We start from the raw sequence: 25,448 nt of genomic DNA on the forward strand, positions 1-25,448 counted from the left end.
GGAGGGCGAGACATGACGACGGAGCGCCGCGACGTCGCCGACCTGCTGGCCACGGCCCTGGCCGACCCCGCCGTGACCTGGAGCCTCGGCGGCTTCGGCGCGCTGGCGACGTTTTCGCGAAGGCCCTGCGAGCCTGTCGCCTGGCTCGACGACGGTCGCCTCGGCCTCGTCACGGCCCGTGGCGGCATCGCTCTCGTGCCGGACCGTATCGTGCCCGTCGCCTACGAAACCGCCTTCGGTACCGCCTGGAGCCACACGGTCGCCCTGTGCCTGCCCGAGGCGTCCTGCCCCGCTTCCCCCCGGTCTAGGGTCACGGAATGCGGTCCCGACCGCGAGGCGCTGAGGCCCCAGGACCGCGGCGCCATCCTGTTCGACGGCGGGCTCGGGCTCAGGCAGGCGGCGATCGGCCTGCGTAGCGACATCCCGGCCACGGTGGCGGCCCTGCGCCTGGCCTGCGGCGAGCCCCTCGCCCTCTCGAACCTGCGGCAATCGCCGGCACCCACGCATCGGGTCGCGACATCCCCCGGCGGTCGCATCGAGATCTTCTGCGCGGGGGACGGGGCGCGCCTGTTCGCCGACGAAACCGTCCTGAGGGCCGCGCGGACCCATGCCGCGACGGCGCCGATCCCGCCCGGCCTCGTGCCCTTCGCGCATCTGCATCCGCCCGCCAGCCTGGATCGGAGCGGGCCCGATCCAGGCGTCCATCGCGACCGGCACGAGGCGTTTCAAGCCCTTCTCCGGCGCTGGGGCGTGCCCGAGCTGGTGGACCTGAAGGATGCCCTGGCGTGCGGGGCGCCGATGCCCGCGGCCGCAGGACGCCATGCCCGCATGGTCGCCAAGGTCGTGGCGGCCCAGAGTGCAGCCCGTCTCCCTTGAGCCGAATCGCTCCGACCGCGCGGATTCGATCGCGATTCGGCCGGACAAGTCGTGGTTGGTGATCCCTCGTTAAACCTGTGGACGTAATTCAGATTCGTGGCGCGTCGGTCGCGGCGGTGACTGTGCGATCCCGGCTCGACATCTTGACGCCCCATTGAGCGTGGCACGAATGCCAGTCCCGTTTCTGGACGGCGAGCGTTCGAGCGATGGGTTCCGCATCCGCGCGTTTTCGTGCTCGGCCGGTATCGGTCAAGCACGTTCGGTTGGTTCGAGGGTGATCCCGATGATGTCCGTGACGATCGACCCTTCCGAGACACGCCGGCCGTCCGAGACACGCCGCGTCGCGCCGGCCCGTGGGGCGAGGCCGTCGCCCGCGCTTCGCACGATCGTCCTGGCCGGCCTCGGAGGCCTCGGGCTGATCGGGTTCTCGGTGGCGGCCTATTCGACGCTCGGGCAACTCGCCGGACCGCAGCTGGCCAAGGCCACGATCGGGCGGCAGGCCTCGGCGTGGCCCGATCTCAAGGACGGGCTTCCCGCCGTGGTTCCGCCGGCCGGGCAGGCCCAGCCGGTCACTGTCCCCCCGGTCCCCGCCCTCCCGGTTGCCGGTCCTCCGGTTTCCGTCCCTCGCGAAGAGCCCGCGGCACGCGCCGCCGCGCTGGCGGCACCGCCGCGTCGGGCCTTGCCGCAGATGGAGGTCGCCGGCGTGGTCGATGTGTTGCGCGTCGCGCCGCTGGTGACGACCGCCCGGACCGCGGCCCTCGTCGCCCCGCGACCGGGCGAGACGGTACGGGCTCGGTCGGCCGAGGCGACGTCCCCGGCCCTCGAGCCCGCCGCATCCCCGGCACCACGGCCCGCGAAGAAGGTCGCCGTGGCGAGCCCGCGTCCGAAGCCGGCGGCGGGTGTGGCCGCGGCGCCCGCCGCCGAGGCCCCTCCCCCGCCGGTGGCGCCCGAGGCAGAGGAGACCGAGGTGTTCGGCCTCAAGGTGCCGACCCTCGCCGCGAGCGGACGCAAGCTCGTCGAAGGCGTGCAGTCCCTCGGCGACGCGGTCGCCAAGCAGTTCTGAGCCGACGCCGTACGGCTCGGCGAGGCCCAACCTTCAGCGCGGCTTTGCCCTCAGCGGGGCTTGCGCGGCGCCTTGGCGGCGACCCGCTCGTGGCGGGCTGCACGCGGGCTCTTGAAGCCCTTGGGGCCCTCGTGCCTCGGGCCGTCGGCCCGTGGCCCCCTCGCCTCGGCGGCAGGCTCCCCGTCGAGGAGCGCTTCCACCTGGATCTCGGGCGAGCCGTTCTTGGAAAACGCCGCGGCGAAACGCGAGGCCGCGCCGCCCCGGACCTCGAACTTGGTCTCGCGCTCGAAGATGCGGATGGCGCCGATCTCCTGGCGGCCGATGCCGCCGCGGCGGGTCAGCATCGGCAGGAGGCGGCGGGGGTCGGCGTTGTCGCGCCGGCCGAGGTTGAGCCGGAACCAGACCGAGGGCCCCTCGGCGTCGATCCGGGCGGTGTCGGCGGGATCGTAGACCGGCCGTTCGGAGCGCCGCGCGGGGCCGGCACCGGGATCGGTGACGTCCTCGGGGGCCGGCAGGCGCGAGCGGTAGATGCGGGCCAGCGCCGCCGCCAGCTCCTGCGGCGTGCGCTGGGCGAGCAGGGCCTCGCCCATGGCGACGTCCTCCTCGCTGGCAGCCTCCGTGAAGATCGGGTCCTGCCACATGCGTTCGCCGTCGAGGCGCCGGATCTCGTCGGCCGTCGGCGGCGCGTCCCATTCGGCGGTGATCTTGGCGATCATCAGCATCTGCTCGGCCCGCCGGCGCTTCGAGGCCGGGACCAGGAGCACGCTGGTGCCCTTGCGCCCGGCCCGGCCGGTGCGGCCGGAGCGGTGCTGCAGCACCTCCGCGTCGTTGGGCAGGTCGGCGTGCACCACCAGGGTGACGGTGGGCAGGTCGATGCCGCGGGCTGCGACGTCGGTGGCGACGCAGACCCTGGCGCGGCCGTCGCGCAGGGCCTGGAGGGCGGCGTTGCGCTCGCCCTGGCCGAGTTCGCCCGACAGGGCCACCGCCGAGAAGCCGCGCTCGGTCAGCCCGGCCTGGAGGTGGCGCACCGCATTGCGGGTGTTGCAGAAGACGATGGCGGTGGGCGCATCGACCACGCGCAGCGTGTTGACGACGACGTGCTCGATCTCGCGCGGCAGCACCCGGATCGCCCGGTAGGCGATGTCGGCGTGGCCGCGCTCCTGGCCCTTCACGGCGATGCGCAGGGCGTCGCGCTGGTAGCGCTCGGCCAGGGTGGCGATGGCCTTGGGCAGGGTCGCGGAAAACAGGAGGGTGCGCCGCTCCTTCGGGGTCACCGACAGGATGAACTCGAGGTCCTCGCGAAATCCGAGATCGAGCATCTCGTCGGCCTCGTCGAGGACGACCGCGCGCAGGGCGTCGGTGGCGAGGTTGCGGCGCTCCAGGTGATCGCGCAGGCGGCCCGGCGTGCCGACGACGATGTGCGCACCCTCCTGCAGGGCGCGGCGCTCGCGCTGCGGGTCCATGCCGCCGACGCAGGCGATCACCCGCGCGTTGGTCTCGGCGTAGAGCCAGGAGAGTTCGCGCTGCACCTGCAGGGCGAGTTCGCGGGTCGGCGCGATCACGAGGGCGAGGGGCGCGCCGGCGGCGCCGAGCGTCTCGGCATCGTCGAGGAGGTCGGCGGCAAAGGCGAGGCCGTAGGCGACGGTCTTGCCGGAGCCGGTCTGGGCCGAGACCAGGAGGTCGCGGCCGGCGGCCGCCGCTTCGATCACGGCGCTCTGGACGGGCGTCGGGTCCTCGTAGTCGCGCGAGGTCAGGGCGCGCGCGAGCGGGGCCGGCATGGTCGGAAAGGACACGGGGCAGAAGCCTTCAGGGGCTGACGAGGTCGGACCACGCCCTGACGACGGTGGGCCCGGATCGTGGCACCACGCATCCATCGGGCCGGCGATCCGGACGCAAACGGTTGCAGAAGCGTCAGCTTCTAGCCGGAACCGGCGTGTTGCGCTATCTCCCGCGGCGCATGGCTCGACGGTCCCCGTTTTTGCCCGTGCTCAGTTTTGCCTGTGCTCACGTGGCCGCGGTGGTATTGCCCGGCGGCCGAAGCGGCATCTCAACACAAGGTCGGCCGATGACGGACATTCTGCGGCTCGTGGTCGCCTGGGCGAGCGTGGCCGCCTTCTTCGTGTTCGGCTCCGGCTGGCTCGGCGACCTGTCCTCGCCGCTCTGGGCGACCGGCCTGTTCGTCTGGCTGTTCGCCGTCATCCTCTGGGCGGCGTTCGGGGTCGTGCACGAGGCGGAGGAGATCGCCTATCGGCTGGGCGAACCGTTGGGCACCCTGGTGCTCACCTTGTCCATCGTCATCATCGAGGTGGTGCTGGTCTCCGCCGTGATGCTCTCGGCCAAGGCCGCCCCGACGCTCGGGCGCGATACGATGTTCGCGGTGCTGATGATCGTCATGAACGGCCTCGTCGGCCTCGGCCTCCTCATCGGCGGGTTCCGCTACCACCAGCAGTCCTACAATCTCCAGGGCGCCTCGGCCTTCCTGTCGGTGATCATCCCGCTCACCACCATCGCGCTGATCATTCCCAATTTCACCACCTCGACCAGCGGCGGCACCCTGACGGTCATGCAGGCGGTCGCCTTCTCGGTCTTCACGGTGGCGCTCTACGGAATCTTCCTGCTCATCCAGACCGGGCGGCACAGCAGCTTCTTCGTCCACGCCGAGACGGCCGCGGCCGGGGCCGCACCGGAAACGGAGATCGAGACGCCGAAGGCCACCGCGCCCAAATCGGGCGGCTCGGTGCTGACGCACACCGCCCTCCTCATCGCCAACATCCTGCCGATCGTGCTCCTGTCCAAGAGCCTGGCGGCGATCCTCGACCACGGCATCGAGGCGCTGGGCGCTCCCTCGGCGCTCGGCGGCGTGCTCATCGCGGCCATCGTGTTCACGCCCGAGGGCATCAGCGCCCTCAAGGCGATCGCCCGCAACCAGCTGCAGAAGGCGATCAACCTGTGCCTCGGCGCCGCGACCTCCACGGTGGGGCTCACCGTGCCGGCGATCCTCGTCGTCGGCATGGTGTCCGGCCAGACCGTGGTGCTGGGCCTCGCCCCCACCGAGATGACGCTGCTGGTGGTGACGCTGATCCTGAGCACCATCACCTTCTCGGGCCTGCGCACCACCATGCTGGAGGGCGCGGTGCACCTGGTGATGTTCTTCGTCTACCTGGTGCTGATCTTCAGCCCGTGATCAGGCGCCGAATCGTTCCGTGCGGATGACGCCGGGCGGCACGCCGGCGTCGAGGAGAAGGTTCGCGACCGCTTCCACAAAGGCGTTCGAGCCACACAGGAAGGCGTGGCGCGGCGCGCCCAGGCGCGACAGTGCCCGTTCGACGGTCGTGGCATCGACGCGCCGGCCGGTGTCGTCCCGTGTCAGGTTCACGATCAGGTCGAACCCCGGCTCGCTCCGTGCCCTGGCCGTCAACTCGTCCGCGACGATGACGTCGTCGGCGGTGGCCACGGAGTAGAGCAGCAGCGCCGGCACGTCCGGCGCGGCCACGGCGCGGTGGCGCAGCATCGACAGGAGCGGCACCACCCCCGATCCGCCGCCGACCAGCAGCACGGGACCATCGTCCGCCGCCTGCCAGACGAACGAGCCGCCGATGGGACCGCGCAATGCGATGACGTCCCCGACCTCGGCCACCGTGTCGAAGAACACCGAGACCTCGCCGTCGCCGACGCTCTCGATCATCAACTCGACGCCGTCGCCGGGGGCGGAGGCGATCGAATAGCTGCGGCGGGCCTGGTAGCCGTCGGGTGCGGTCAGACGCAGTTCCACGTGCTGGCCCGCCAGCACCGGCCGGTCGAACGAGACCGCGAGGCGGAAGGCCTTCACCCGTCGCGCGACGGGCGTGATCGAAACGATCCGGGCCTCGTGCCAGGGAAGCGGGCGGGCGGGGGCCGGCTCAATCACCGGTGAAACGCTGTTCGCGCCAGGGATCGCCGTACATGTGGTAGCCGCGCAGTTCCCAGAATCCGCCCTCGTCCGCCCTCGTGAAGCGCAGGCCCTTCAGCCATTTCGCGCTTTTCCAGAAGTAGAGGTGCGGCACCAGCAGGCGGGCCGGGCCGCCGTGGTCGGGCGTGATCGGCCGGCCGTCGTAGCGTGTCGCCACCATGGCCTTGCCGCCGGTGAGATCGGCCACGGGCACGTTGGTGGTGTAGTCGTCGTAGCCCTCGGCCAGAAGGAACCGCGTCGGCGCCGCGAGGCCGGCGTCGGCCAGGAGGTCGTCGATGGTGACGCCCTCCCAGGCGGTGTCGAACTTGGACCATTTGGTGACGCAATGGATGTCGCCGGTCCAGGGGCTGCGCGGCAGCGCCTCGAACTCGGGCCACGTCCAGCTCTTGAGCGGCCTCGACCCCTCCCTCAGGGTGAAGCGCCACCCGTCCGGATCGATGCGCGGGGTCGCCCCGATCTGGAGGACGGGAAAATCCTGCGTCAGGTACTGGCCCGGCGGCAGGCGGGCGGCCGCCTCGTCGCCCGGCCTGCGCCCGGTGAATCCGCGTGTCGCCATGTGTGCCGGTTCCGCCCCTCGTTGACCGTCGACCCGCTCCTACACCGATCCGGCCGGGACGGGCATCCCCTGCGGCGACGTCTCCGCCTCGATCGAGGGCAGCGGAGCCCGGGCGACGAACACGACGCCCTCGGGCCGGTACGCGATCTCGGCCTGACCGTTGAGCTCCTGCGACAGGGCCCGCTCGATCATCCTGGAGCCGAAGCCGGTGCGGGTCGGCGGGACGACGGGGGGGCCGCCTGTCTCTTCCCATCGCAGGTCGAGCTGCTCGGTGCCGCCCTCGTCGGTCAGCGTCCAGGTCAGGCGAACCCGGCCGTCCTCGTTGGAGAGGGCACCGTATTTGACGGCGTTGGTCGCCAGTTCGTGAAGCGCCATCGAGAAGGCCAGCGAGATCCTGGGCGGCAGGCGCACCGGCGGTCCCTCGACGAGGAAGCGCGAGCCGGATCCCGTCTGGAACGGGCCGGTCGCTTTGGCGACGATTTCGCCCAGGGTCGTCCCCTCCCACGCGTCCTGCGTCAGCATGTCATGGGCCGCGGCCAGGGAAACGAGACGGGACTCGAGGGTCTTGCGGGCGCCTTCCACCGAATCGGCGGACCGCAGCGTCTGGTTCACGATCGACTGGATGGTGGCGAAGGTGTTCTTCACCCGGTGCGTCAACTCGTTGGCCAGCAGCACCCGATGTTCCTCGACGCGCTTGCGCTCGGTGACGTCCATCGTGATGCCGGCGAGGGTCTCGGGCCGGCCGTCGGGGCCGGTGAAAGGCTGGCCGCGGGCATGGATCCACCGGTTCTCGCCGTTCGGCAGCAGGATGCGGTATTCGATGTCGTAGTCGATACCGTTGGCCAGGCTGAGATTGACCGCTTCGGCAACGCGGCCGCGGTCTCCAGGCACGACGCACGCCAGGAACGCCTCGTAGGTGAAGGACTCGTCGGCCGCCCGGCCGAAGTTCGCCTTGCAATCCTCGGACGTCACGAGATGCAGGCTCGGCAATGCCAGGGTCCAGGAGCCGAGGCGTCCGGCCTTCAGAGCGAAGCGCAGCAGGTTCTCGCTGCGGGTGAGGTCGGCCGAGCGGCGGGCCACCTCGCTTTCGAGATCGTCGCGGTCCCGCTCGAGGCTGACGAGGCGGTCCTTCTCGAGGCTCACGTCGAACTGCGACGCGAAGTAGAAGCTCAACGCGCCGTCCTCGTCCAGGACCGGCGAGATCAGCACCCTGTTCCAGAAAACGCTGCCGTCCTTGCGATGGTTGAGGAGGTCGATCTCGATCGGAACCCGGTCGGCGATCGCCTCGCGGATCGCGGCGACGGCGCCCGGGTCGGTGGCCGGCCCCTGGAGGAAGCGGCAGTTGCGCCCGAGGATCTCATGTCGCGCGTAGCCCGTCAGCCGAAGGAAGGCATCGTTCACGAACACGATCGGATTGTCGGGCAGGCGCGGGTTCGAAATGACCATCGGCATGCGGGTCGCGCGGGTCGCCGCCGCGAAAGGATCGCTCCCGTCGTGCGTCCGCAGGATCTCACTGGCGATCCGGTTTTGCTCGTCGACGACCGTCATGATCCGCCAAGAACCGATGCGCCGGGGCCGATGCAGGCCGACGATTGCCCGCCGCGGAGACCGCCCGAAGTCGGTGCAAGAACCGGCCCGTGCGCTCGCGGAACGATGGCCTGTCGGGACGAACGCTGACGCGACGGTCGCGCATCGGAAATTCGTGGGTGTCGATCCGGCACGCTCGGTCTCTCGCTCGGAAGTCTCAGCGTCCTAGCGCAACCGCGACGCGACTCCAATTCTCGCGACGATCAAATGATCGACGAGGACCGAACGCCACGGCGCTCGCCGCTTCGTCGTCTTGGTCGTTGTAAAAATGACACACTAAATAGTAACCTGGTTTAACCCGCTTCTGTCGCCGATGCGGGTGTTCGCCCACATCACGAAGAAGGCCCGCCGATACGTTGTATCGACGGGCCTCCGTCAGGGTCCTATGGCCGGCACGTGGGTCGCCGGCAGGCGATCAGCAGCCGTCCTGCTGAGCGGCGGTCGGCTTGCCTTCCTGCTGCTTGGCGACATCGGCCGCGGAGGTCGCGGTGTTGGCGCCGACGTTGTTCATCGCACCGACCGTTCCGGGCGACTCGGCCTTGGCGCCGGGGGTGACCTTGGCGGTCGAGCTCGGCTCGACGTTCGAGCTCTTGTCTTGAGCGGCCTTCTGGCCGGCGGTGCCGGTGGCGCAGGGAGCGGCGAAAGACGCGGTCGCCGACATGGCGACGATGACACCGGCGCCGATGAGGCTGGTAAGCTTAGACATGTTTCCTCCAAGAATTCTTGATCCGGTCAACAAACGGCTCCGAAATAGATCGGTTCCGATCGGCTTTTCCAAAAACGGATCTTGGCAAGCCCGCACGCTCGTCAGACATGTCGATATTCCAATGCTGCAATGCGACATGGATTCGAGGCCTTACGTAGCGACGACCGAGTTGCTTTCGGGACGATTCGTCTTGGCGCGTGTGGTCCCGCCGGTTTTTTGCCGCCGCGCAATGGCTTGACCGGTGATGCCGTTCAGCAGCGGTAAAGGCGAGACGCGGCATGAGGGTGGCACACGAGGGCTGTGACGTTCGACCCTCGTTCCGACCATCCGGTCCACAGCCGGATCAACCTCCGCCGTTCCTGCGCGATCCCGCACTGTGTTCTTGCGTGTCGCCCTCTCGTCCGGTGTTCCGGCCGGGTCGGGAATGGGGATCATCATGCCGGGTGTGCCGTGAAGATCGCGCTGATTGCCCATCTGAAGTATCCCATTGCCCAGCCGTTTTCGGGGGGGCTGGAAATGCATACGCATTTCCTCGCCTGTGCCCTTCAGGCGCGCGGTCACGCCGTCACGCTGTTCGCCTCGCAGGGCTCGCAGGCGACGTGCCGGGTTGAGGCGGTGTGCCCGCCCACGGGCAGTGCGGTCGACGACGCCTCGGCGATCCGGATCGATGCCGAGGAGGAGGCGGCCTATGTCGCGATCATCGATGCCATCGCCCGGGGCGGTTTCGACCTCGTCCACAACAACAGCCTCCATCCCATCCCCCTGCTGCGGGCGCCGGATCTGCGCATCCCCATGGTGACGGCCCTGCACACGCCGCCGTTCGAGCCCTTCGTGCAGGGTGTGAGGGCGCGCGCCGAGGACATGACCTTCGCCGTCGTCTCCGAGACCCTCGCCACCGAGTGGAAGCCGACCCTGCGCGACACGCTGGTGATCGGAAACGGCATCGATCTCGACGCCTTCGCGTATCGGCCCAAGGCGCTGGGCCAGCCCCACGCGATTTGGACCGGGCGGCTCGTGCCGGAAAAGGGGCCCCATCTCGCCATCGACGCGGCGCGGGCCGCCGGCCTGCCGCTGGTCTTCGCCGGCCCGGTCAGCAACATTCCCTATTGGACCGACGAGATCCTGCCGCGGCTCGGCCCGGACGTGACCTATCTCGGTCACCTCTCCCACAAGGAACTGGCCCAGCGGGTCGGCGAGGCCCACGTCGCCATCTGTACGCCGCGCTGGGAGGAGCCGTTCGGCCTCGTGGTGGCGGAGGCGATCGCCTGCGGCACTCCCGTGGCCGCTTTCGCCCGCGGCGCCATCCCCGACATCCTCGACGGCTCCTGCGGCGCGCTCGCCCTGCCCGACGACGTGGCCGACCTCGGCCGTGCGATCCGCGTGGCGGTGGACCTCGACAGGCACGCCTGCCGGCGGCGGGCCGAGCATCTGTTCGACGCCGACACGATGACCGACCGCTACGAGGCGCTTTATCGGGCGGAGATGATCCGCCCAACGGCGGGGCGCGCCCTCGCGCCATCGCGCCCGGCCGGCGTCGAGACCGGCCTGCATGCGGAGCTCTTCGACAATGCGTAACCTCGGACCCGCCCTCGCGCGCGCCGCCGTCTGCGTGCCCGCCCGCAACGAGGCGCAGGTGCTGCCCCACCTGCTGCGCTCCCTGAACGGCCAGCAGGGTGCGGGCCCCCAGGCCCGGCTGCGGGTGCTGGTGCTCGCCAACAACGGCACCGACGACATGCTCGATGTGGTCGAGCGGATGCGCGGCGACGGCGAGATCGCCAACCTCGACCTGCGCGTCGTGGAAGCGACCCTGCCCCGCGAGGTCGCCCATGTCGGCACCGCCCGCCGGATGGCACTCGACGCCGGTGCGGCCTGGCTCGTTGAGGACGGCGTCACCGACGGCGTCCTTCTCAGCACCGATGCCGACGCCGTGGCGCCGCCGAACTGGGTCATGGCCAACCTGCGCGCCCTCGACAAGGCGGAACTCGTGGGCGGACGCCTCATCATCGACGAAGAGGGGCAGACCGGCGACGCCGGCCTCGCGGCCCTGCACGCCACCATCGAACGCTACTGGGCCGGTGTCCGGCGGATCGAGGACACCCTCGACCCGCCGCCGCACGATCCCGCTCCGCGGCACGGCGACCACGTCGCCGCGAGCCTTGCGCTCGGGGCGGACCTCTACGTCGCCGTCGGCGGGCTGCCGCCGCTGGCCTGCGGCGAGGACAACGCCCTCGTCTCCGCCGTCCGCCTGCACGGCGGCCGGGTCCGGCACTGCCCGGAGGTGTCCATCACGGTGTCGGCCCGCCGCGCCGGCCGTGTCGAGGGCGGCATGGCCACGGAGATGGCCCGCCGCGCCCGCGTCCTGAGCGACGGCGACGCCTATTGCCTGCCGCCGGCCCGCCACTGGCAGGCCCTGGTCGAGCGCCGCCGCGCGTGGCGGCGGGCGTGGTGGGCCGGCACGCCGGCCGCCTTTCGCGCGGCGGGCCTGTCGCCCGAGGACATCGCCGCCGCGCAGGTCGAGGTCTGCGTCAACGACATCGCCTTCGTCGAACGTCTCGAGGCCAGGATCGGCGATTCCGGTCTGCCGGCCGTCCGCGACGTTCCCCTCGATGCGGCGCTCGCCGGCATCGACGACCTGCTCGCCGCTCTCCACGCACCCGTCGAAGCGCTGTCGGCGTGAGCGTGCGGCCGATCGGCTACTACTGCCACCACCAGGGCGCCGGCCACTGGCAGCGGGCGACCCTGCTCGCCGACGCCCTCGACCGGCCCGTGACGCTGATCGGCACCGAGACGGGGCGTTCAGCCCATCAGCGCCTCGCCCTGCCTGACGACCGCCTCGACGGTTTCGATGGACGCGACGGCGAGGCCGGACGCCCGGAGGCCTTCCACTACGTTCCCCTGCGGGTTCCGGCGATCCGGGAGCGAATGACGCGCATCGCCGCCTGGGTCGCGCAGGCCGATCCGGTCCTGATGATCGTCGACGTCTCTGTCGAAGTGGCGCTGTTCGCGCGCCTGCTGTCGGTGCCGACCCTGGTGGTGCGTCTGGCCGGGCTCCGTACCGACACGCCGCATCTCGAGGCGTTCCGCTCGGCCGAGGCGCTGCTCGCGCCGTTTCCGGCAGCGCTCGACGATACCGGAATGCCGGAGTGGGTCCGCGCCAAGACCATCCATGCCGGCTTCCTCGGGCTGCCCGCGCAGGCGGCCGCCGCCGAGGACGGCTCCATCCTCGTGATCTATGGGCGCGGCGGCGAGGGCGGGACCCTGTCCGACCTCGTGGCGGCCGCCCGTGCCGTCCCCGAGCGCGCCTGGCACGTCCTCGGCCCGGTCTCGGGCGAGGTGACGCCGGCGGAGGCACCTCCGGCCAACCTCCACCTGCACGGCTGGGTGCCGGAGGTCGGGCCCTTCCTGGGGCGGGCCTCCCTGGTGGTCGGCGGCGGCGGCGACGGTGTCGTCGCGGCGGTGGCGGCCCGGGCCAAGCGTTTCGTCTGCTTTCCGGAATCCCGCCCGTTCGAGGAGCAGACCGCCAAGGCGCGCCGCCTCTCGGCCCTGGGCGCCGCGGTGGTGTGCGAGGCCTGGCCGACGCCGCACTGCTGGCCGGAGGTGGTGCGGGACGGCCTCGCCCTCGATCCCGGGCGCATCGCCGCCCTCGCCAGCCCCGACGCGGTGGCCGTGACGGCGGCGCGCATCGCGGCCCTGGCCGACCGCCTCGACCGGCACCGCGACTGAGAAGGCCGGCGGCGCCCTGTGGACGAGGGTGGACGACCGCTCTCGATCCCCGGTTCGGTCCCGCCCTTAAAGGTCGATTCACGTTACCCGTCCATAAGCATGACGGTGCGTCATCCGCGTGATCGAAGTCCTATGTCCTCATCCCTCGACGATGCGCCGGACCTCTCCGGTCTGATCGAACTGGCCCGGGTCGAGCATCTCGATCTGAAGCCGGTGATCCTGCGCGTGCAGACCGATCTCTTCGTCTCGACGGAGACCCGCGACCCACGCACCGTGGCCGCCTTCGAAGCCCTGGCCGGCGGTCTGATTCCCACCGTCGACGACGCCACCGCCGAGACCGTGGCCCGCAAGCTCGCCCCCTTTCCCGGAACCCCGTCCTCGGTCCTGGCCAGGCTCGCCGCCCGCGGCGGCGCGATCCGGGACATCGTCATCGCCCAGGCGGCCGTGCTCAACGCGGAGATCCTCGACGCCGCGGTCGCCGATCGCGCCGACCTCGGTCCGGCCATCGCCGCCCGGCCGGATCTCAGCCGACACGTGCTCGCCGACCTCGCGACGCGGGCGGTGCCGGGGATCGACAAGGCCCTGGCGGCCAACACCCGGGTCGCCCTCCAGGGCGAGGTGCTGCGCCGCCTCGTCGACCGCGCCCGCCAGGACGCGGACCTCGCCGCCGAAATCCTGCAGAGGCCCGACCTGTCGCCCGCCGATCTCGCACCGTTGTTCCTGTTCGCGTCGCCCGAGGTGCGGGAGGAGATCGCCTCGGCTGTGGCGAGCACCGCGGCCCTGCGGCCGTGCCCGCCGGCACCGCGCGAGGCGGGCGCCATCCTCACGGGCTTCTCGGGCCGCCGGGACATCGCCGGGTTCGTCGGGGCGCTGAGCGACCTGCTCGGATTGCCCAAAGGCTTCCTCGCATCGGTCCCCGACCCGTCGCGACGCTACGAACTCCTCACCCTGGCCCTGCGCGCCGCCGGCCTGCACGAGGAGGAGGCGGTCTACGTCTTCCTCACCCTCAACGAGTCCGTCGCCCGGTCGGTGGACAGGGTCTACGATCTCGTCAGGCTGTTTCGCACCACCGGCCGCCCGGCGGCCCGCGACCTCATCGCCGCCATCATCGATGCGCCAGTGGCCGAGCGCACCGGGGCGGCGGAGGCCCATCAGGCCTATCATGCGCCGGACGCCGTGCGGTCCCGCTCCGCCGCCGTCGAGCGGCCGTCGATCCGTCCGGTGCTGCCGAGCCGGGTGCGCAAGCAGTCCTGAGGGCTGCGCACGGACGGCTCCCGGTCGGGACCGGACCACTCACCGTTCGATCGCGTCGTGGTGCGGAGAATGGGCTTCGCGCGGGCTCGGTGAGACGGCGTCCGCCCGATTCGAGTGGGAGCCCTATCACTCGGCCAGGTCGAGCCGGTGGCGTCCGTCCCGATCGTCGATCTCGACGATCCAGAGATCGCCGTCGAAACGCAGCTCCTTGGCGATCCTGTCCTCGACATCGACGGGTGAGGCCGCCGCCATCAGCGCGACGAATAGGCGCTCGCCGGCCGAATCCTCGTCGATCAGGGATTGCGGCGCGGGCCCGAACAGGTCGGCGGTCCCGTCGAGGCGATCGACCTTGACGAAGATCGCCCCGGCCTCGGGCGAGCCGCGCCGTCGCTGGACGGCGGCGATGCCCTCGACGCCGAGGCGGCGCAGGTGGGCGGAGACCCAGAAGTCGGAGCGCAGGCGTGGCATGGGCCGGCCTATAGCACCCCCCGGCCGGGATGCGACTATCCCGGCGGCAGGCCGGCGCGGGAGGCGAGTTCGCGCAGGGTCCGCCCCGCGGGCTCGCCCTTCACCGGCAGCTTGCTGTCGCGCTCGAACTTGGTGATCGCCGCGCGGGTGCCGGCCCCCATCACCCCGTCCGCCCGCAGGGGACCGTAGCCGAGCTTGACCAGGGCCCTCTGGGCCTTGATCACCGCGTCGCCGCCCGAGGCCGCCGCCTTGGGCGTCACCGACGCGGTGGTGTCGCCCGGGCGGGACGGTTCGCTGGCCTTGAGGATGTCGCCGATGCCGTCGCGGCCGGTCTGACGCGGTGCCTCGGGTTTCGCGGCCGTCTCGGTCGTCGCCGGCTGGGCCGTCTTCTCGGGGGGCTTCTCGGCGCTCGCCTTCCTGGGCGGGGCGGCGGGCGCGACCTTGGGGGAGAGGTTGGCGAGGATCGGTGCGGGGTGGCGGCCGGTCTGCGAACCGAGGGCGTTGAGCGAGACCGCGCCGGCCGCGACGAGGGCGGCGATGACGCCCAGGACCTCGGCCGGACGGCGCCGGCACAGGCGAGCGGCGGCGACCACGACGGCGAAACCCTTTCCGAAAGCGCCCCGTGCCGGTCCGCCCGAGGCGGCGCGCCGACGTGCGGGAGGCCGCGCATCGGCGCGGGCATCGGAGGGGATGGCGATCTCGCGCTGATCGCGTCGGACGCTCGGCTCGCGCATCGATGTCTGTTCCTGAACCGTCACGTGAAGAAAATTCCGACCGGCCGGCGGTCGAACCCGAGAGGCGCGTCCGACCGCGCCCGGCGACGAGGACCCCGCGTCATGCGCTCAACCGCGTCGGTACGTAGCTCTCGCGTACCGGCTCGCTGACCGCGTCGAACAGACCGATCGGACGCCGCATCGCCACCGCCGTCTGCCGTACCGGCACCAGCCCGCCCTGGGCGCCCCCGCGCCGCGGACCGGTGCGGATGGGGGCCGGCGTCACGTCCTCGTCACCGCTGCGGCATTCGAACGGCAGGGTCACGGTGACCGTCGTGCCCTCGCCGATCGTACTCTCGATGGCGATGCTGCCGCCGTGGAGGCCTACGAGGCCCTGGACCACCGACAGTCCGAGCCCCGTGCCCTCGTGGGCACGGCGATACCCGTCGCCCGCCTGGAAGAAGGGGTCGCCGACGCGCGGCAGGTCGGCCGCGGCGATGCCGATGCCGGTATCGGCGACGACGAGGTCGAGGGCTTGGCCGGACCGGCGGATCCCGATTTCGACCCGCCCGCCCGCGGGCGTGAACTTCACGGCGTTCGAGAGCAGGTTGATCAGCACCTGCCGGCAGGCCCGCGGATCGGCGGTGATCTCGAGACCCGGCGGAACGGCGACCCGCACGAGGGCGATGCCGGCCTCGTCGGCCTTGAGCTGCATCAGGTCGCAGCAGGACCGGACCAGGGCGCCGATGTCGAGGCTCTCGGGGTTGTAGTCGAAATGGCCGCTCTGGATCCGCGACATGTCCAGCAGCGTGTTGACCACGTCGAGGAGGTGCTGGCCCGAGCTGCCGATGATGCCGGCGTATTCGCGGCTGCGCTCGGGCTCCAGGCTGATCGCGCCCTCCCCCGCCAGCACCTGCGAGAAGCCGATGATGGCGTTGAGCGGCGTGCGCAGCTCGTGGCTGACGGTGGCCAGGAAGCGGCTCTTGACCTCGTCGGCACGCTCGGCCTCGGCGCGGGCGCGTTCCAGCTCGGCCGCATGGCGGCGATGCTCGGTGACGTCGCGGGTGACGGCGACCACCGTCGTGTGCTCGACGCCGCCGTTGCCGCGGTCGATCCGGTGGGCCCGCATCTCGGCATGGATCACCCGCGCCTCGCCCTCGGCGCGGATGGCGGCGGCATCGAGGTGGAGGCGGAACTGGACCGTGGCCGGCGTGCCGGTGGCGGCGACGTCGCTCAGGGTCTGCAGCAGGGCCGGCCGGTCGCCGACGTGGACCCGGTCGAGCAGGCCGTGGCCGCGCAGCCGGACGGCGTCGGCGCCCACGAACTTCGAGGCCGAGGCGCTCGCCTCCAGGACACGCCCGTTGTGATCGTGCCAGGTGACGAGGTCGTCGATGGCCGAGAGCAGCATGCGGTCGCGCAGTTCGTTGTCGCGGGCCTTGGCGCGCCACCGGCCCTCCTGGCGCATGTGGTCGATCGCCTGGGCCGCGATGTGACCGATGGCGGTGATGGCGAAGACCGGCATGGCCAGCCGCGACGACCATTCGAGCATCGGCCCGCTGAGGCTCCAGACCGGCAGGACGGCGATCACCAGGGCGCTGAGCGCCGCGATGACGGCGGCGGCCAGCGTCGCCCGGCGCGAGCCGGAGACCACGGCCTCGAGGGGAATCGCCACCAGCCAGATCGCGGCGGCCGAGTTCGCGCCGCCCGTCATGGCGGCGATGGAGACGACGAGGCCGGCGAGACCCGCCGAGGACAGGGCGTGGGCGATCCACAGGCTGCCGGTGCGCGACAGAATGGCGGCGGCGCAGACCGGAAGCAGCAGGCTGGCGATGGCCACCGCCTCGATCCCCGACGGCACGCCGCGCCAGAGAAGGTAGGGCGGCAGGCCCACCATCATCACCGCCCCGGTCGCGAGCCGGGACACCAGGAAACGCTCGTGGCGGAACCGGACGCTGGCGTCGTCGAGCACGGACTCGTGGACGAGTCCCGCCAGACGCGCATCGACCAGGGATGCCAGGGCACTGTAGATACGCAATACCGACACGCACAGCGCGAAGACACCTGACCGGCAGCCCCGACGCCCCTTGGCTCGACATGAACTCGACTGACCGAACCGTCGCAGAGGCGACTTAAGCGAGTCTTGCAACACGATGGGCCAATGTCTTCGGATGCTTTCCGGAGAATGACCAAGTCGCATCGACGCCGAGGTTCTTTTCGGGGCAAGACGAAGCTTTGCCGCGAGCGACAACGGGGCGTTCACCATGCGCGCCTGTTTTAGGCGCCCCGATACCTCTGCTTTACGAGACCGGCGCCACCCTCGCGGGCGTGCCCCTGCAACCTGGGGGCATGACGCTTTGTCCGAGCCCGGTCCCGCCTCTCGGGATCGCCGCCCGGGGCGGCGCCGCTTCGGATCGGACCCATGTCGTTTGTCCTGCGTGCGGTACTGGTGATCGGTGCCCTCTCCTACTTCGCGGCCCAGCGCGATGCGCCCGACGCCGGCCCGCGCGCAGCAGCCGTATCGCCCGCGAGCCTGTGGAACGCCCTGCCGCCGGACCTGCGCGAGCGGGCGATCCGCGAGGCCGCCGCCGAGGCGACGCGTCAGGTGGCAGGCGCGACGAGCTCCCGCGATACGCTGGCGGCGGCCGACCGCAGGCCGGCCTGGCGCGGGGTGGACGCGCCCTGACGTCCGCCCTTGGCGGCGCCCTCCCGAAATCAGCCCCAGAGATCCGCCGCGGGCGGATGGACCAGGCTGCCCTCGAACAGCAGGCCCGGTTCGCGGTCCCGTGTCAGCAGCAGCGGGCCGTCGAGGTCGACGTAGTCGGCGTGGTGGGCGAGCAGCATCGCGGGGGCCATCGCCAGCGAGGTGCCGACCATGCAGCCGATCATCAGGGAGAACCCCCGCGCGCGCGCCTCGTGGGCGAGCATCACCGCCTCGGTGAGGCCGCCGGCCTTGTCGAGCTTGATGTTAATGGCGTCATAGCGGCGGCTGAGCGCGTCGAGGCCGGCGCGGTCGTGCAGGCTCTCGTCGGCGCAGATGGGGATCGGGCGGGCGATCTCGGCCAGCAGCGCGTCCTCGCCTGCCGGCAGCGGCTGCTCGATGAGCCCGACGCCGGCGGCGACGCAGGCGGCGAGGTTGGCCTCGATCGTGTCGGGCCGCCAGGCCTCGTTGGCATCGACGATCAGGCGCGAGTCCGGCGCGCCGCGGCGCACGGCGGCGATCCGCTCGGGGTCGCCCTCGCCGCCGAGCTTGACCTTCAGGAGGGGTCGCGCCGATGCGGTGCGCGCCGCCGCCTCCATGCTCTCGGGCGTGCCGAGGCTCAGGGTGTAGGCGGTGGTGGCGACCTGCGGCGCGGTGAGGCCGGCGATCTCCCAGGCCGGCCGGCCGAGCTGCTTGGCTTCGAGGTCGAACAGCGCGCAATCCAGCGCGTTGCGGGCCGCGCCCGCCGGCATCAGCGCGAGCAGATCGAGACGCGAGGCGCCATCCGCGATCGCATGTGCCTGGGCCTCCAAGAGCGCGCACACGCTCTCCACGCTCTCGCCGTAGCGGGCATAGGGCACGCATTCGCCCCATCCGCGGGTGCCGTCCGCTCCTTCCGTCACCGTGCAGACCACCACCACCGCCTCGGTGCGGCTGCCGCGGGCGATGGTGAAGGCGCCCGCGATGGGAAACCGCTCGACGGCGACGGCGAGGCGCCGGGTCACGCGGCAGCTCCGGCCGGGAACTCCGAGACCAGCCGGTCGACGATGCCCTCGACCCCGAACCGGACCGGATCGGTGGCCGGCAGGCCATGGGCCTCGGCCAGATGCGCCAGCAGCGCCCTGGCCGGCGCCTCGTCCATGGCCTGGGTGTTCACGGCGATGCCGACCGGGCGGATGCCGGGGTTGGTGAGGCTGCCGAGTTGGACGGTCAGGTCGATCACCGCCTGGATCGAGGGCAGCGGATGCTTGACGCCGCGCATGGCGGTGCGGCTCGGCTCGTGGCAGACCACGAAGGCATCCGCCTGCGCCCCGTGCAGCAGCCCGAGGCTGACCCCGGCGAAGGAGGGGTGGAACAGCGACCCCTGCCCTTCGATCAGGTCCCAGTGGTCGGGTGCCGCCGCCGGGGCGATCCACTCCACGGCACCGGAGATGAAGTCGGCCACCACGGCGTCGATCGCCACCCCGCGCCCGGAGATGAAGACCCCGGTCTGGCCGGTGGCCCTGAAGTCGGCGTCGAGGCCGCGCTCCCGCATGCCGCGCTCGAGCGCCAGCACCGTGTACTTCTTGCCCACCGAACAATCGGTGCCGACGCTGAGCAGGCGCCGGCCCGGCCGGGGCGTGCCCTTGCCGGTGTCGAAGGTCTCGTCGGTGTGGCGCACGTCGTGGAGGGCGCGCCCATTGCGCTCCGCCGCCTCGGCGATCCGGGGGATCGACCCGAGGCGCACGTGCAGGCCGCTGGCGACGTCGAGCCCGGCCTCCAGGGCGGCTACGACCTCGTCGACCCAATGGTCGGGCAGGACGCCGCCGGCGTTGGCGACGCCGATCACCAGGGTGCGGCAGCCCTTCTCCACCGCTTCCGCCAGGGTCAGGTCGGGAATGCCGAGGTCGGCGGCGCAAGCTGGCATGCGCAATTGCCCGACGCACCATTCCGGGCGCCAGTCGGCGATACCGTAGGCGGTCTTGGCGGCGAGGCGGTCGGGCACGTCGCCGAGGAACATCAGGTAGGGCGTTGCGATCTGCATGGCGTAGGTTCACCCGTCAGGCACGTCGCGGACCACCGGGCCGCGTCGATCTCGCCTGCGTCTATGCGCGACGATGGACCGCTTGCCAAATGCAGGATGACGGGCGAGGCGAACGCCTGCGCGACGGGCGACGTCTTGCGGTCCCGGTCGAACTCGGGCGTGGTCCTCGGCCGGTACGGATGGGAGGACGCGGCATGAAGATGTACGGCAACTGGCGCTCGGCCGCCGCCTTCCGGGTGCGGATCGCCTTGAACCTCAAGGGGATCGCCTACGAGGAGACGTTCCTCGACCTCGATGCCGGCGAGCAGCTGCGGCCCGATTTCCTGGCGATCAACCCGCAGGGCGCGGTACCGGCGCTGTTCGACGGCGACGGGCCGCCGCTGACGCAGTCGCTGGCGATCCTCGACTACCTCGAGGACATCCATCCCGAGCCGGCCCTGCTGTCTGCCGAGCCGCGGGCGCGGGCGAGGGCCCGGTCCCTGGCGCAGGTGGTCGCCTGCGACACCCATCCGCTCTACGTGCCGCGGGTGCGCAACCGCCTGATGGAGGCGCACGCCATTCCGCGCGAGGAGATGCTCGGCTTCGTGCGGCATTGGTTCGGGCGCGGCCTCGCCACCCTGGAGACGCGGCTCTCCACGGAGGCCGGCACCGGCCGCTACGCGCAAGGCGACGCGATCAGCCACGCGGACCTCTGCCTCGTCAGCCTCTGGGTCGGCACCGGCATCTTCGGTGTCGAGACCGCGGCCTATCCCACCGTGCGCCGGATCGCCGAGGATTGCCTGTCGCAGGAGGCCTTCGCCAGGGCACACCCTCTGCGCCAGCCGGGCGCCCCGGCGTGAGGCAGGACCCCGGTGCCCCATCCGCGAGTTGGTGCAGGCGCGGCCAGGGATTATGCCGGGCGCGACGGACGTGCCGGGCGCGAAATTGAGTGCGGGCTTGGATTTTGCTCACGGTTGGCGGGTAAGGTCGCCGCCGGGCCGCGAACGATCGCCGGAACCGACGAACCGGTGACGGCCTGAACGAGACAACGGCCGGAAACGGCCGATCGGGGATGAGGGGCGAGGACGGCATGGTACCGGGTGAAACCGAGGACAATCTGCACCGGATCGTGGTGGTCGGCGGCGGCGCGGCGGGCCTTCAGCTCGCCACCAAGCTCGGCGACACGATGGGGCGGCGCAAGACGGCACATGTCACCCTGGTCGACCGCGCACGGACCCACATCTGGAAGCCGCTGCTGCACGAGGTCGCCGCGGGCAGCCTCGACGTCGGCCACCATGCGGTGGACTACCTCCATCACGCCCACCGGCACCATTTCCGCTACCGCATCGGCCAGATGACCGGCCTCGACCGGGCCGCCAAGACGATCCAGCTCGGGGCGAGCTTCGACAACGAGGGCCGCGAAGTCACCCCCGTGCGTGCGATCCCCTACGACACCCTCGTGATGGCGGTGGGCTCCACCACCAACGATTTCGGCACGCCCGGCGTGAAGGAGCACGCCATCGCCCTCGACACGCAGGAGCAGGCGGTGCGCTTCCACCAGCGCCTCGTGAACGGGATGCTGCGCGCCCATACGCAGGTCGGGCCGGTCCGTCCCGGCCAGCTCCACGTCACCGTGATCGGTGCCGGTGCCACCGGCACCGAGCTCGCCGCCGAACTCCACCGCACCACCCGGGACGTGGCCGCCACCGGCATGGACCGGATCGACCCCGCCAAGGATCTCAAGATCACCCTGGTGGAGGCGGCCGACCGCATCCTTCCCGCCGTGCCGGCCCGCCTGTCGGGCGAGGTGATGACGCTTCTCAACAAGATCGGCGTCGAGGTCAGGATCCAGGCCCGGGTGACGGAGGTGCGGGCCGACGGCGTGCAGCTCGCCGACGGCGGCTTCATCCCCTCCGAACTGGTGGTGTGGGCCGCGGGCGTGAAGGCGCCGCCGTTCCTCAAGGACATCGGCGGCCTCGAGACCACCCGCAACAACCAGCTCGTGGTGACGCCGACGCTCCAGACCACCCGCGACCCGGCGATCTTCGCGATCGGCGACAACGCCTACCTCGTGGAGGCCGGCGCCGACGCGCCGATCCCGCCCCGCGCCCAGGCGGCCCACCAGCAGGCGAGCCACCTCATCAGGCAGATCCCCAACATCATCGCCGGCAAGCCGCTGAAGCCCTTCAAATACCGCGACTTCGGCTCGCTGGTGTCGCTCGGCGAATACACCACCGTGGGCAACCTGATGGGGTTCATCCAGGGGAAGAACATGTTCATCGCCGGGCTGTTCGCGCGGTTCATGTACCGGTCGCTGTACAAGATGCACGAGCAGGCCCTGCACGGCACCATCAAGACGGCGCTCGACGCCGTGGCGCGGGCGCTCACCCGGCGCACCGAGGCCCGCGTGAAGCTGCATTAGGGGCGACGCGATGATCGACATCATCCAGGCGTTGCAGCACCGCAACCCCGCCCTCGGGCCCTACGTGATCGTGCTGCGCGGGGATTCCCGCGCCCGCCACCCCACCGAGCCGGACAGCCTGAGCCCGGAGGCGCAGGCGTGGCTCGACGCGCACGCCCCCGGCGCACGGCTCAGCACCGAGACCGTGCTGATCGCGCCCTACCCTGGCGCGATGCCGTCCGAGCGCATCCTGTCGGTGCTCGCCTTCGCCGATGCGCGCCAGCTCGCCGCTTTCGCGACGGCGTGGACGGGAGACGCGGAGGAAGAACCGGCGGAGGGGTGATGCGGTTTGCGCTTGGATCAAGCGGGAACCGTATCACCGAGCCCGCGCGGCGCCTGAGCGACGCCCATTTCCGCATCACGAAGTGATCAGCCGGAAATGGTATGAGACCGCCCGGCTCGGCGATCGGGCCGGACGCCTCTCGGTTTTCGAACGACCCTCGGTGCTCCGTCGTCACGGGGCCGCGTAGCGGAGCCCGGGATTCTGAAACACGGGCGTCGCAGGGTTTTGCGCGATCGGAAGCTCCGGATCTCGGGTTCGCCCGCGGTGCCCCGAAATGCCGGTGGTGCCCCGTGGGATCACCTCGGCGCCCAGGTGCGCGAACCCTGGCCGCGACCGTCCCCGTCAGCGAGGCCTGTCCGCCGTCGCGGCGTGGTCGTCCCCTCCCCCCGCCAGCCACGTCAGTCTGGCGGCCTCCAGCGCCCAGACCATGCCCAGCATCATGTAGACGTGGCGCCATTTCTCGATGTCGATCTGCACCGCCTGCACGAAGAACATCAGCAGGGCCGGCCACACGATCTGGGCGTGCCGGCGATAGGGCGAAGCCCGCGACATCAGCCGGAAACCGACGAAGCCGGTGGCGAGCACGAGCCCGATGAAGACCGCGCCGCCGAGCCAGCCGCCGTTGGCGAAGCTGCCGAGATAGGAGTTGTGCGGTTCCAGCGCGAAGGTGTTGCGCCAGCGCAGGGGTCCGAGGCCCAGGGGCGCCTCCACCAGCATGTTCAGGCCGCGCAGCTGGTTGCCGAAGCGCCCGGTCTCGCCCTCGTCGTAGTCCTGCGTGACCGCGGCGCGTTTCGCGAAGGTCTCGGCGGTGTCGCCCACGAGGAACAGCGCCCCGATGGCGAGCACGCCGGTGCAGAGGGCCATGGCGGTGAGGACGACGATCCGCCGGCGCAGGGCGCCCGAGGGGCTCGTGCGGTAGATCGCGACCACCATCACGGCGATGGCCACCAGCGAGCCACCCCAGGAGCCGCGCGAGAACGACAGGAAGATTGCCGCCATCAGGACGATCAACCCCGCCAGCGACAGGACCGGGCGGCGGCTGGTGCCGGCAAACAGGCCGTGCATCAGATAGAGCGCCCCCAGCGTCAGGAACGAGCCGAACACGTTGGGGTCCTTGAAGGTGCCCGCCGCCCGGCCGTAGACCATGAACAGGCCCTCCCGCCCGATCACCCCGAAGTAGCCGAGGATGCCGAGCACCGCCGAGAACAGGCAGCTCGCGGTGTAGGCCTTCAGCGCGAGTTCGACCCGCGACGTGGTCTCGTCCGAGAACACCATGGCGAAGAACGCGCCGGTGACGGCGAGGTAGGCGAGCTGGATCGTCCAGGCCACCGGCAGCGCCTCGTCGAGATAAGGCATCAGGCCGACGACGATGGCTCCGACGTAGAGCAGCAGCAGCACGACCATCGGCAGGATGCCGCGCTTGATGCGGATGCCGAGGCACAGCCAGAGCAGGATGGTGGGGATCGCCACCAGATCGTAGGGCGAGGTGTCCGAAAAGGCGAAGCAGGCGAAAAAGATGAACGCGGCGAGCATGACGGTGGCGACACCGCGCAGGACGCCGAGGACGGTGACGTCGGACCAGGCTCCCCGAGCCCAGGCCCCTCGGCTCCCGGCCCCTTGCCGCAGTCGCGACGGGGGGGCGGCGATGGACGACGCCATGCTCACGCACTCCACGGGGCGGAACGCACCCCGGTACAGGGGCGTATCAGGCGCCGGGAATGATTGAGATTTGGCGAAGGCGATCCTTAAAGAATCGCGCGCACCAGGTCCCTGAAGCGGTCGCCGCGTTCCTCGAAGCTGCGGAACTGGTCGTAGGAGGCGCAGGCCGGGGACAGCAGCACCACCGGTTCTGAGGCGTCGGACACCGCGGCCGCCTGCGCCGCGGCGCGCGTCGCCACGTCGAGGGTCTCGCACCGGGTGTAGGGGACGCGTCCCTCCAGGGTCTTCGCGAAATCGTCGGAGGCGGCACCGATGAGGTAGGCGTGGGAGATTCGGCCGAACAGCGGTGCGAGGGGCTGGATGCCGCCCTCCTTGGCCTTGCCGCCGAGGATCCAATGGACGTCGTGGAAGGCGCAGAGCGCCTTGTCCGCCGAATCGGCGTTGGTGGCTTTCGAATCGTTGACGAAGAGCACGCGGCCCCTGCGGCCGACCTCCTCCATGCGGTGGGGCAGGCCGGGGAAGCTGCTCAAACCCCGCTGCAGGCCCGCCGCATCGATCCCCAGGGCCTCGGCGCAGGCGGTGGCGAAGGCGGCGTTCTGACCGTTGTGGGCACCCCGCAGCGAGCCGATGCCGGTTAGATCCGCGATCCGCTCGTCCCCGCGCCAGACCGCCGCCCCGTGGGCGGACAGACCGTCGAAGCCCGGTTCCGGCTCGCCGACGTGGACGCGCACGAGGGGGCCTTCATGGCGCCCGGCGATGGCGCGGCTCGGCGCGTCGTCGATGCCGACGACGGCCAGGGCGGCACCCGCCACGAGGCGTTCCTTGATCGCCGCGTAGTTCTCCATCGTCCCGTGCCGGTCGAGGTGGTCGGGCGTGATGTTGAGGAGCAGGCCGATGCTCGGGTCGAGCGTGGGCGTCAGGTCGATCTGGAAGGACGACATCTCGATGACGTGGACGCGGTCCTCGGCGGACGGCGCCAGGGAGAGGATCGCGGTGCCGATGTTGCCGCCCATCTGAACGTCGAAGCCGGCCTGCGCCAGGACGTGGGCGACGAGCGCGGTCGTGGTCGACTTGCCGTTGGTGCCGGTGATGGCGACGAAGGGTGCGCCGGGCGCGATCTTGCGCCGCTCGCGGCAGAACAGCTCGATGTCGCCGACGATCTCGATGCCGGCGGCCTTCGCCATGCCCACCGTCCAGTGCGGGGCCGGATGGGTCAGCGGCACGCCCGGCGCCAGGATCAGGGCGGCGAAGGACGACCAGTCGGCATCGCGCAGGTCCGCGGTGGCAATGCCCTGCGCCTGCGCTCGGGCCATACCCTCGGGGCTGTCGTCGCAGGCGACGACCGTGGCACCGCCGGCCTTCAGGCTGAGTGCGGTGGCAAGGCCCGACCCGCCGAGGCCGAACAGGGCGACGGTGCGGCCGGCGAAGGTGGTGGACGGGGTCATGCCGC

At 71.3% G+C, this 25,448-nt stretch carries 24 protein-coding genes; 11 read left to right on the forward strand and 13 right to left on the reverse strand.

The features are described from left to right. The first annotated feature begins 12 nt into the window (after positions 1-12). On the forward strand, positions 13-876 hold the full coding sequence (locus tag ASG40_RS12585) for a DUF6925 family protein (RefSeq protein ID WP_082524044.1): 864 nt from the start codon (positions 13-15) through the stop codon (positions 874-876). 283 nt (positions 877-1,159) lie between these two features. After that, positions 1,160-1,939 carry a hypothetical protein gene (locus ASG40_RS21260; protein ID WP_055886013.1) on the forward strand — a complete coding sequence of 260 codons (780 nt, stop codon included), beginning with the start codon at positions 1,160-1,162 and terminating at the stop codon, positions 1,937-1,939. A 50-nt stretch (positions 1,940-1,989) separates the two neighbouring features. On the opposite strand, the gene ASG40_RS12595 is transcribed toward ASG40_RS21260, so the two are convergent. Continuing rightward, positions 1,990-3,732, reverse strand: coding sequence for a DEAD/DEAH box helicase (locus ASG40_RS12595; RefSeq protein WP_055886017.1), 1,743 nt, complete (start codon positions 3,730-3,732; stop codon positions 1,990-1,992). A gap of 272 nt (positions 3,733-4,004) precedes the next feature. On the opposite strand from ASG40_RS12595, the gene ASG40_RS12600 reads away from it, so the two are divergent. Next, complete coding sequence (locus ASG40_RS12600; RefSeq protein WP_055886020.1) at positions 4,005-5,123, forward strand: calcium:proton antiporter; 1,119 nt, start codon at positions 4,005-4,007, stop codon at positions 5,121-5,123. Here ASG40_RS12600 and ASG40_RS12605 read toward each other — a convergent pair whose 3' ends face one another. From ASG40_RS12605 to ASG40_RS21505, 5 genes are all read right to left on the reverse strand, one after another. Continuing rightward, positions 5,124-5,846: an FAD-binding oxidoreductase gene (locus tag ASG40_RS12605; protein WP_082494543.1), complete on the reverse strand. Its 723-nt coding sequence runs from the start codon at positions 5,844-5,846 to the stop codon at positions 5,124-5,126. Continuing rightward, a complete protein-coding gene (locus ASG40_RS12610; protein WP_055886023.1) occupies positions 5,839-6,444 on the reverse strand; it encodes a sulfite oxidase-like oxidoreductase in 606 nt (201 codons plus the stop codon). The genes ASG40_RS12605 and ASG40_RS12610 overlap by 8 nt, the downstream gene beginning before the upstream one ends. Positions 6,445-6,483: 39 nt before the next feature. After that, positions 6,484-7,992 carry an HWE histidine kinase domain-containing protein gene (locus tag ASG40_RS12615; protein ID WP_055886026.1) on the reverse strand — a complete coding sequence of 503 codons (1,509 nt, stop codon included), beginning with the start codon at positions 7,990-7,992 and terminating at the stop codon, positions 6,484-6,486. Between the two features lie 454 nt (positions 7,993-8,446). Beyond that, positions 8,447-8,809, reverse strand: a complete 363-nt coding sequence (locus tag ASG40_RS12620) for a hypothetical protein (protein ID WP_244472391.1) — start codon at positions 8,807-8,809, stop codon at positions 8,447-8,449. Between the two features lie 78 nt (positions 8,810-8,887). After that, entirely contained in the window at positions 8,888-9,211 is a 324-nt protein-coding gene (locus ASG40_RS21505; protein ID WP_162243309.1) for a hypothetical protein, read from the reverse strand. Here ASG40_RS21505 and ASG40_RS12625 point away from each other — a divergent pair. The 4 genes from ASG40_RS12625 (at position 9,188) to ASG40_RS12640 (ending at position 13,714) form a co-directional block, all read left to right on the forward strand. Then, positions 9,188-10,312: a glycosyltransferase family 4 protein gene (locus ASG40_RS12625; RefSeq protein WP_082494544.1), complete on the forward strand. Its 1,125-nt coding sequence runs from the start codon at positions 9,188-9,190 to the stop codon at positions 10,310-10,312. The genes ASG40_RS21505 and ASG40_RS12625 overlap by 24 nt on opposite strands. Then, positions 10,305-11,414, forward strand: a complete 1,110-nt coding sequence (locus ASG40_RS12630; RefSeq protein WP_055886030.1) for a glycosyltransferase — start codon at positions 10,305-10,307, stop codon at positions 11,412-11,414. The genes ASG40_RS12625 and ASG40_RS12630 overlap by 8 nt, the downstream gene beginning before the upstream one ends. Next, entirely contained in the window at positions 11,411-12,460 is a 1,050-nt protein-coding gene (locus tag ASG40_RS12635) for a glycosyltransferase (RefSeq protein WP_244480609.1), read from the forward strand. The genes ASG40_RS12630 and ASG40_RS12635 overlap by 4 nt, the downstream gene beginning before the upstream one ends. A gap of 132 nt (positions 12,461-12,592) precedes the next feature. Beyond that, positions 12,593-13,714 (forward strand): DUF2336 domain-containing protein, encoded by a 1,122-nt coding sequence (locus ASG40_RS12640; RefSeq protein ID WP_055886032.1) that lies wholly within the window; start codon positions 12,593-12,595, stop codon positions 13,712-13,714. A gap of 126 nt (positions 13,715-13,840) precedes the next feature. On the opposite strand, the gene ASG40_RS12645 is transcribed toward ASG40_RS12640, so the two are convergent. The 3 genes from ASG40_RS12645 to ASG40_RS12655 all read right to left on the reverse strand — a co-directional run bounded on the left by ASG40_RS12645 (position 13,841) and on the right by ASG40_RS12655 (position 16,939). Further along, positions 13,841-14,182, reverse strand: a complete 342-nt coding sequence (locus tag ASG40_RS12645; protein WP_055886035.1) for a DUF1491 family protein — start codon at positions 14,180-14,182, stop codon at positions 13,841-13,843. A 35-nt stretch (positions 14,183-14,217) separates the two neighbouring features. After that, positions 14,218-14,916 (reverse strand): peptidoglycan-binding domain-containing protein, encoded by a 699-nt coding sequence (locus ASG40_RS12650; protein ID WP_055886039.1) that lies wholly within the window; start codon positions 14,914-14,916, stop codon positions 14,218-14,220. Between the two features lie 100 nt (positions 14,917-15,016). Next, the gene (locus ASG40_RS12655) at positions 15,017-16,939 is read right to left on the reverse strand and encodes a sensor histidine kinase (RefSeq protein WP_055886042.1); all 1,923 of its coding nucleotides are present in this window, start codon (positions 16,937-16,939) and stop codon (positions 15,017-15,019) included. Between the two features lie 375 nt (positions 16,940-17,314). On the opposite strand from ASG40_RS12655, the gene ASG40_RS12660 reads away from it, so the two are divergent. Then, on the forward strand, positions 17,315-17,578 hold the full coding sequence (locus ASG40_RS12660) for a hypothetical protein (RefSeq protein ID WP_055886045.1): 264 nt from the start codon (positions 17,315-17,317) through the stop codon (positions 17,576-17,578). A gap of 29 nt (positions 17,579-17,607) precedes the next feature. Here the strand turns inward: ASG40_RS12660 and dgcA are convergent, their stop codons facing one another. Both dgcA and dgcN read right to left on the reverse strand, forming a co-directional pair. Then, on the reverse strand, positions 17,608-18,597 hold the full coding sequence (gene dgcA, locus ASG40_RS12665) for an N-acetyl-D-Glu racemase DgcA (protein WP_055886047.1): 990 nt from the start codon (positions 18,595-18,597) through the stop codon (positions 17,608-17,610). Further along, entirely contained in the window at positions 18,594-19,616 is a 1,023-nt protein-coding gene (gene dgcN, locus ASG40_RS12670; RefSeq protein WP_055886050.1) for an N-acetyltransferase DgcN, read from the reverse strand. Before dgcN ends, dgcA begins: the two co-directional genes overlap by 4 nt. Before the next feature lie 194 nt (positions 19,617-19,810). On the opposite strand from dgcN, the gene maiA reads away from it, so the two are divergent. The 3 genes from maiA to ASG40_RS12685 all read left to right on the forward strand — a co-directional run bounded on the left by maiA (position 19,811) and on the right by ASG40_RS12685 (position 22,339). Then, a complete protein-coding gene (maiA, locus tag ASG40_RS12675; protein WP_055886053.1) occupies positions 19,811-20,455 on the forward strand; it encodes a maleylacetoacetate isomerase in 645 nt (214 codons plus the stop codon). 230 nt (positions 20,456-20,685) lie between these two features. Then, positions 20,686-22,017, forward strand: coding sequence for an NAD(P)/FAD-dependent oxidoreductase (locus ASG40_RS12680; protein WP_055886443.1), 1,332 nt, complete (start codon positions 20,686-20,688; stop codon positions 22,015-22,017). Positions 22,018-22,027: 10 nt separating this feature from the next. Next, complete coding sequence (locus tag ASG40_RS12685) at positions 22,028-22,339, forward strand: hypothetical protein (protein WP_055886056.1); 312 nt, start codon at positions 22,028-22,030, stop codon at positions 22,337-22,339. Between the two features lie 342 nt (positions 22,340-22,681). On the opposite strand, the gene ASG40_RS12690 is transcribed toward ASG40_RS12685, so the two are convergent. Together ASG40_RS12690 and murD are read right to left on the reverse strand one after the other, a co-directional pair. Then, positions 22,682-23,998: an O-antigen ligase family protein gene (locus tag ASG40_RS12690; RefSeq protein ID WP_082524046.1), complete on the reverse strand. Its 1,317-nt coding sequence runs from the start codon at positions 23,996-23,998 to the stop codon at positions 22,682-22,684. A gap of 86 nt (positions 23,999-24,084) precedes the next feature. Further along, positions 24,085-25,443, reverse strand: a complete 1,359-nt coding sequence (gene murD, locus ASG40_RS12695; RefSeq protein WP_055886058.1) for a UDP-N-acetylmuramoyl-L-alanine--D-glutamate ligase — start codon at positions 25,441-25,443, stop codon at positions 24,085-24,087. Positions 25,444-25,448: the final 5 nt, after the last annotated feature.

Origin of the sequence: Methylobacterium sp. Leaf399 (assembly GCF_001424525.1) — a bacterium.
GTDB lineage: Bacteria > Pseudomonadota > Alphaproteobacteria > Rhizobiales > Beijerinckiaceae > Methylobacterium.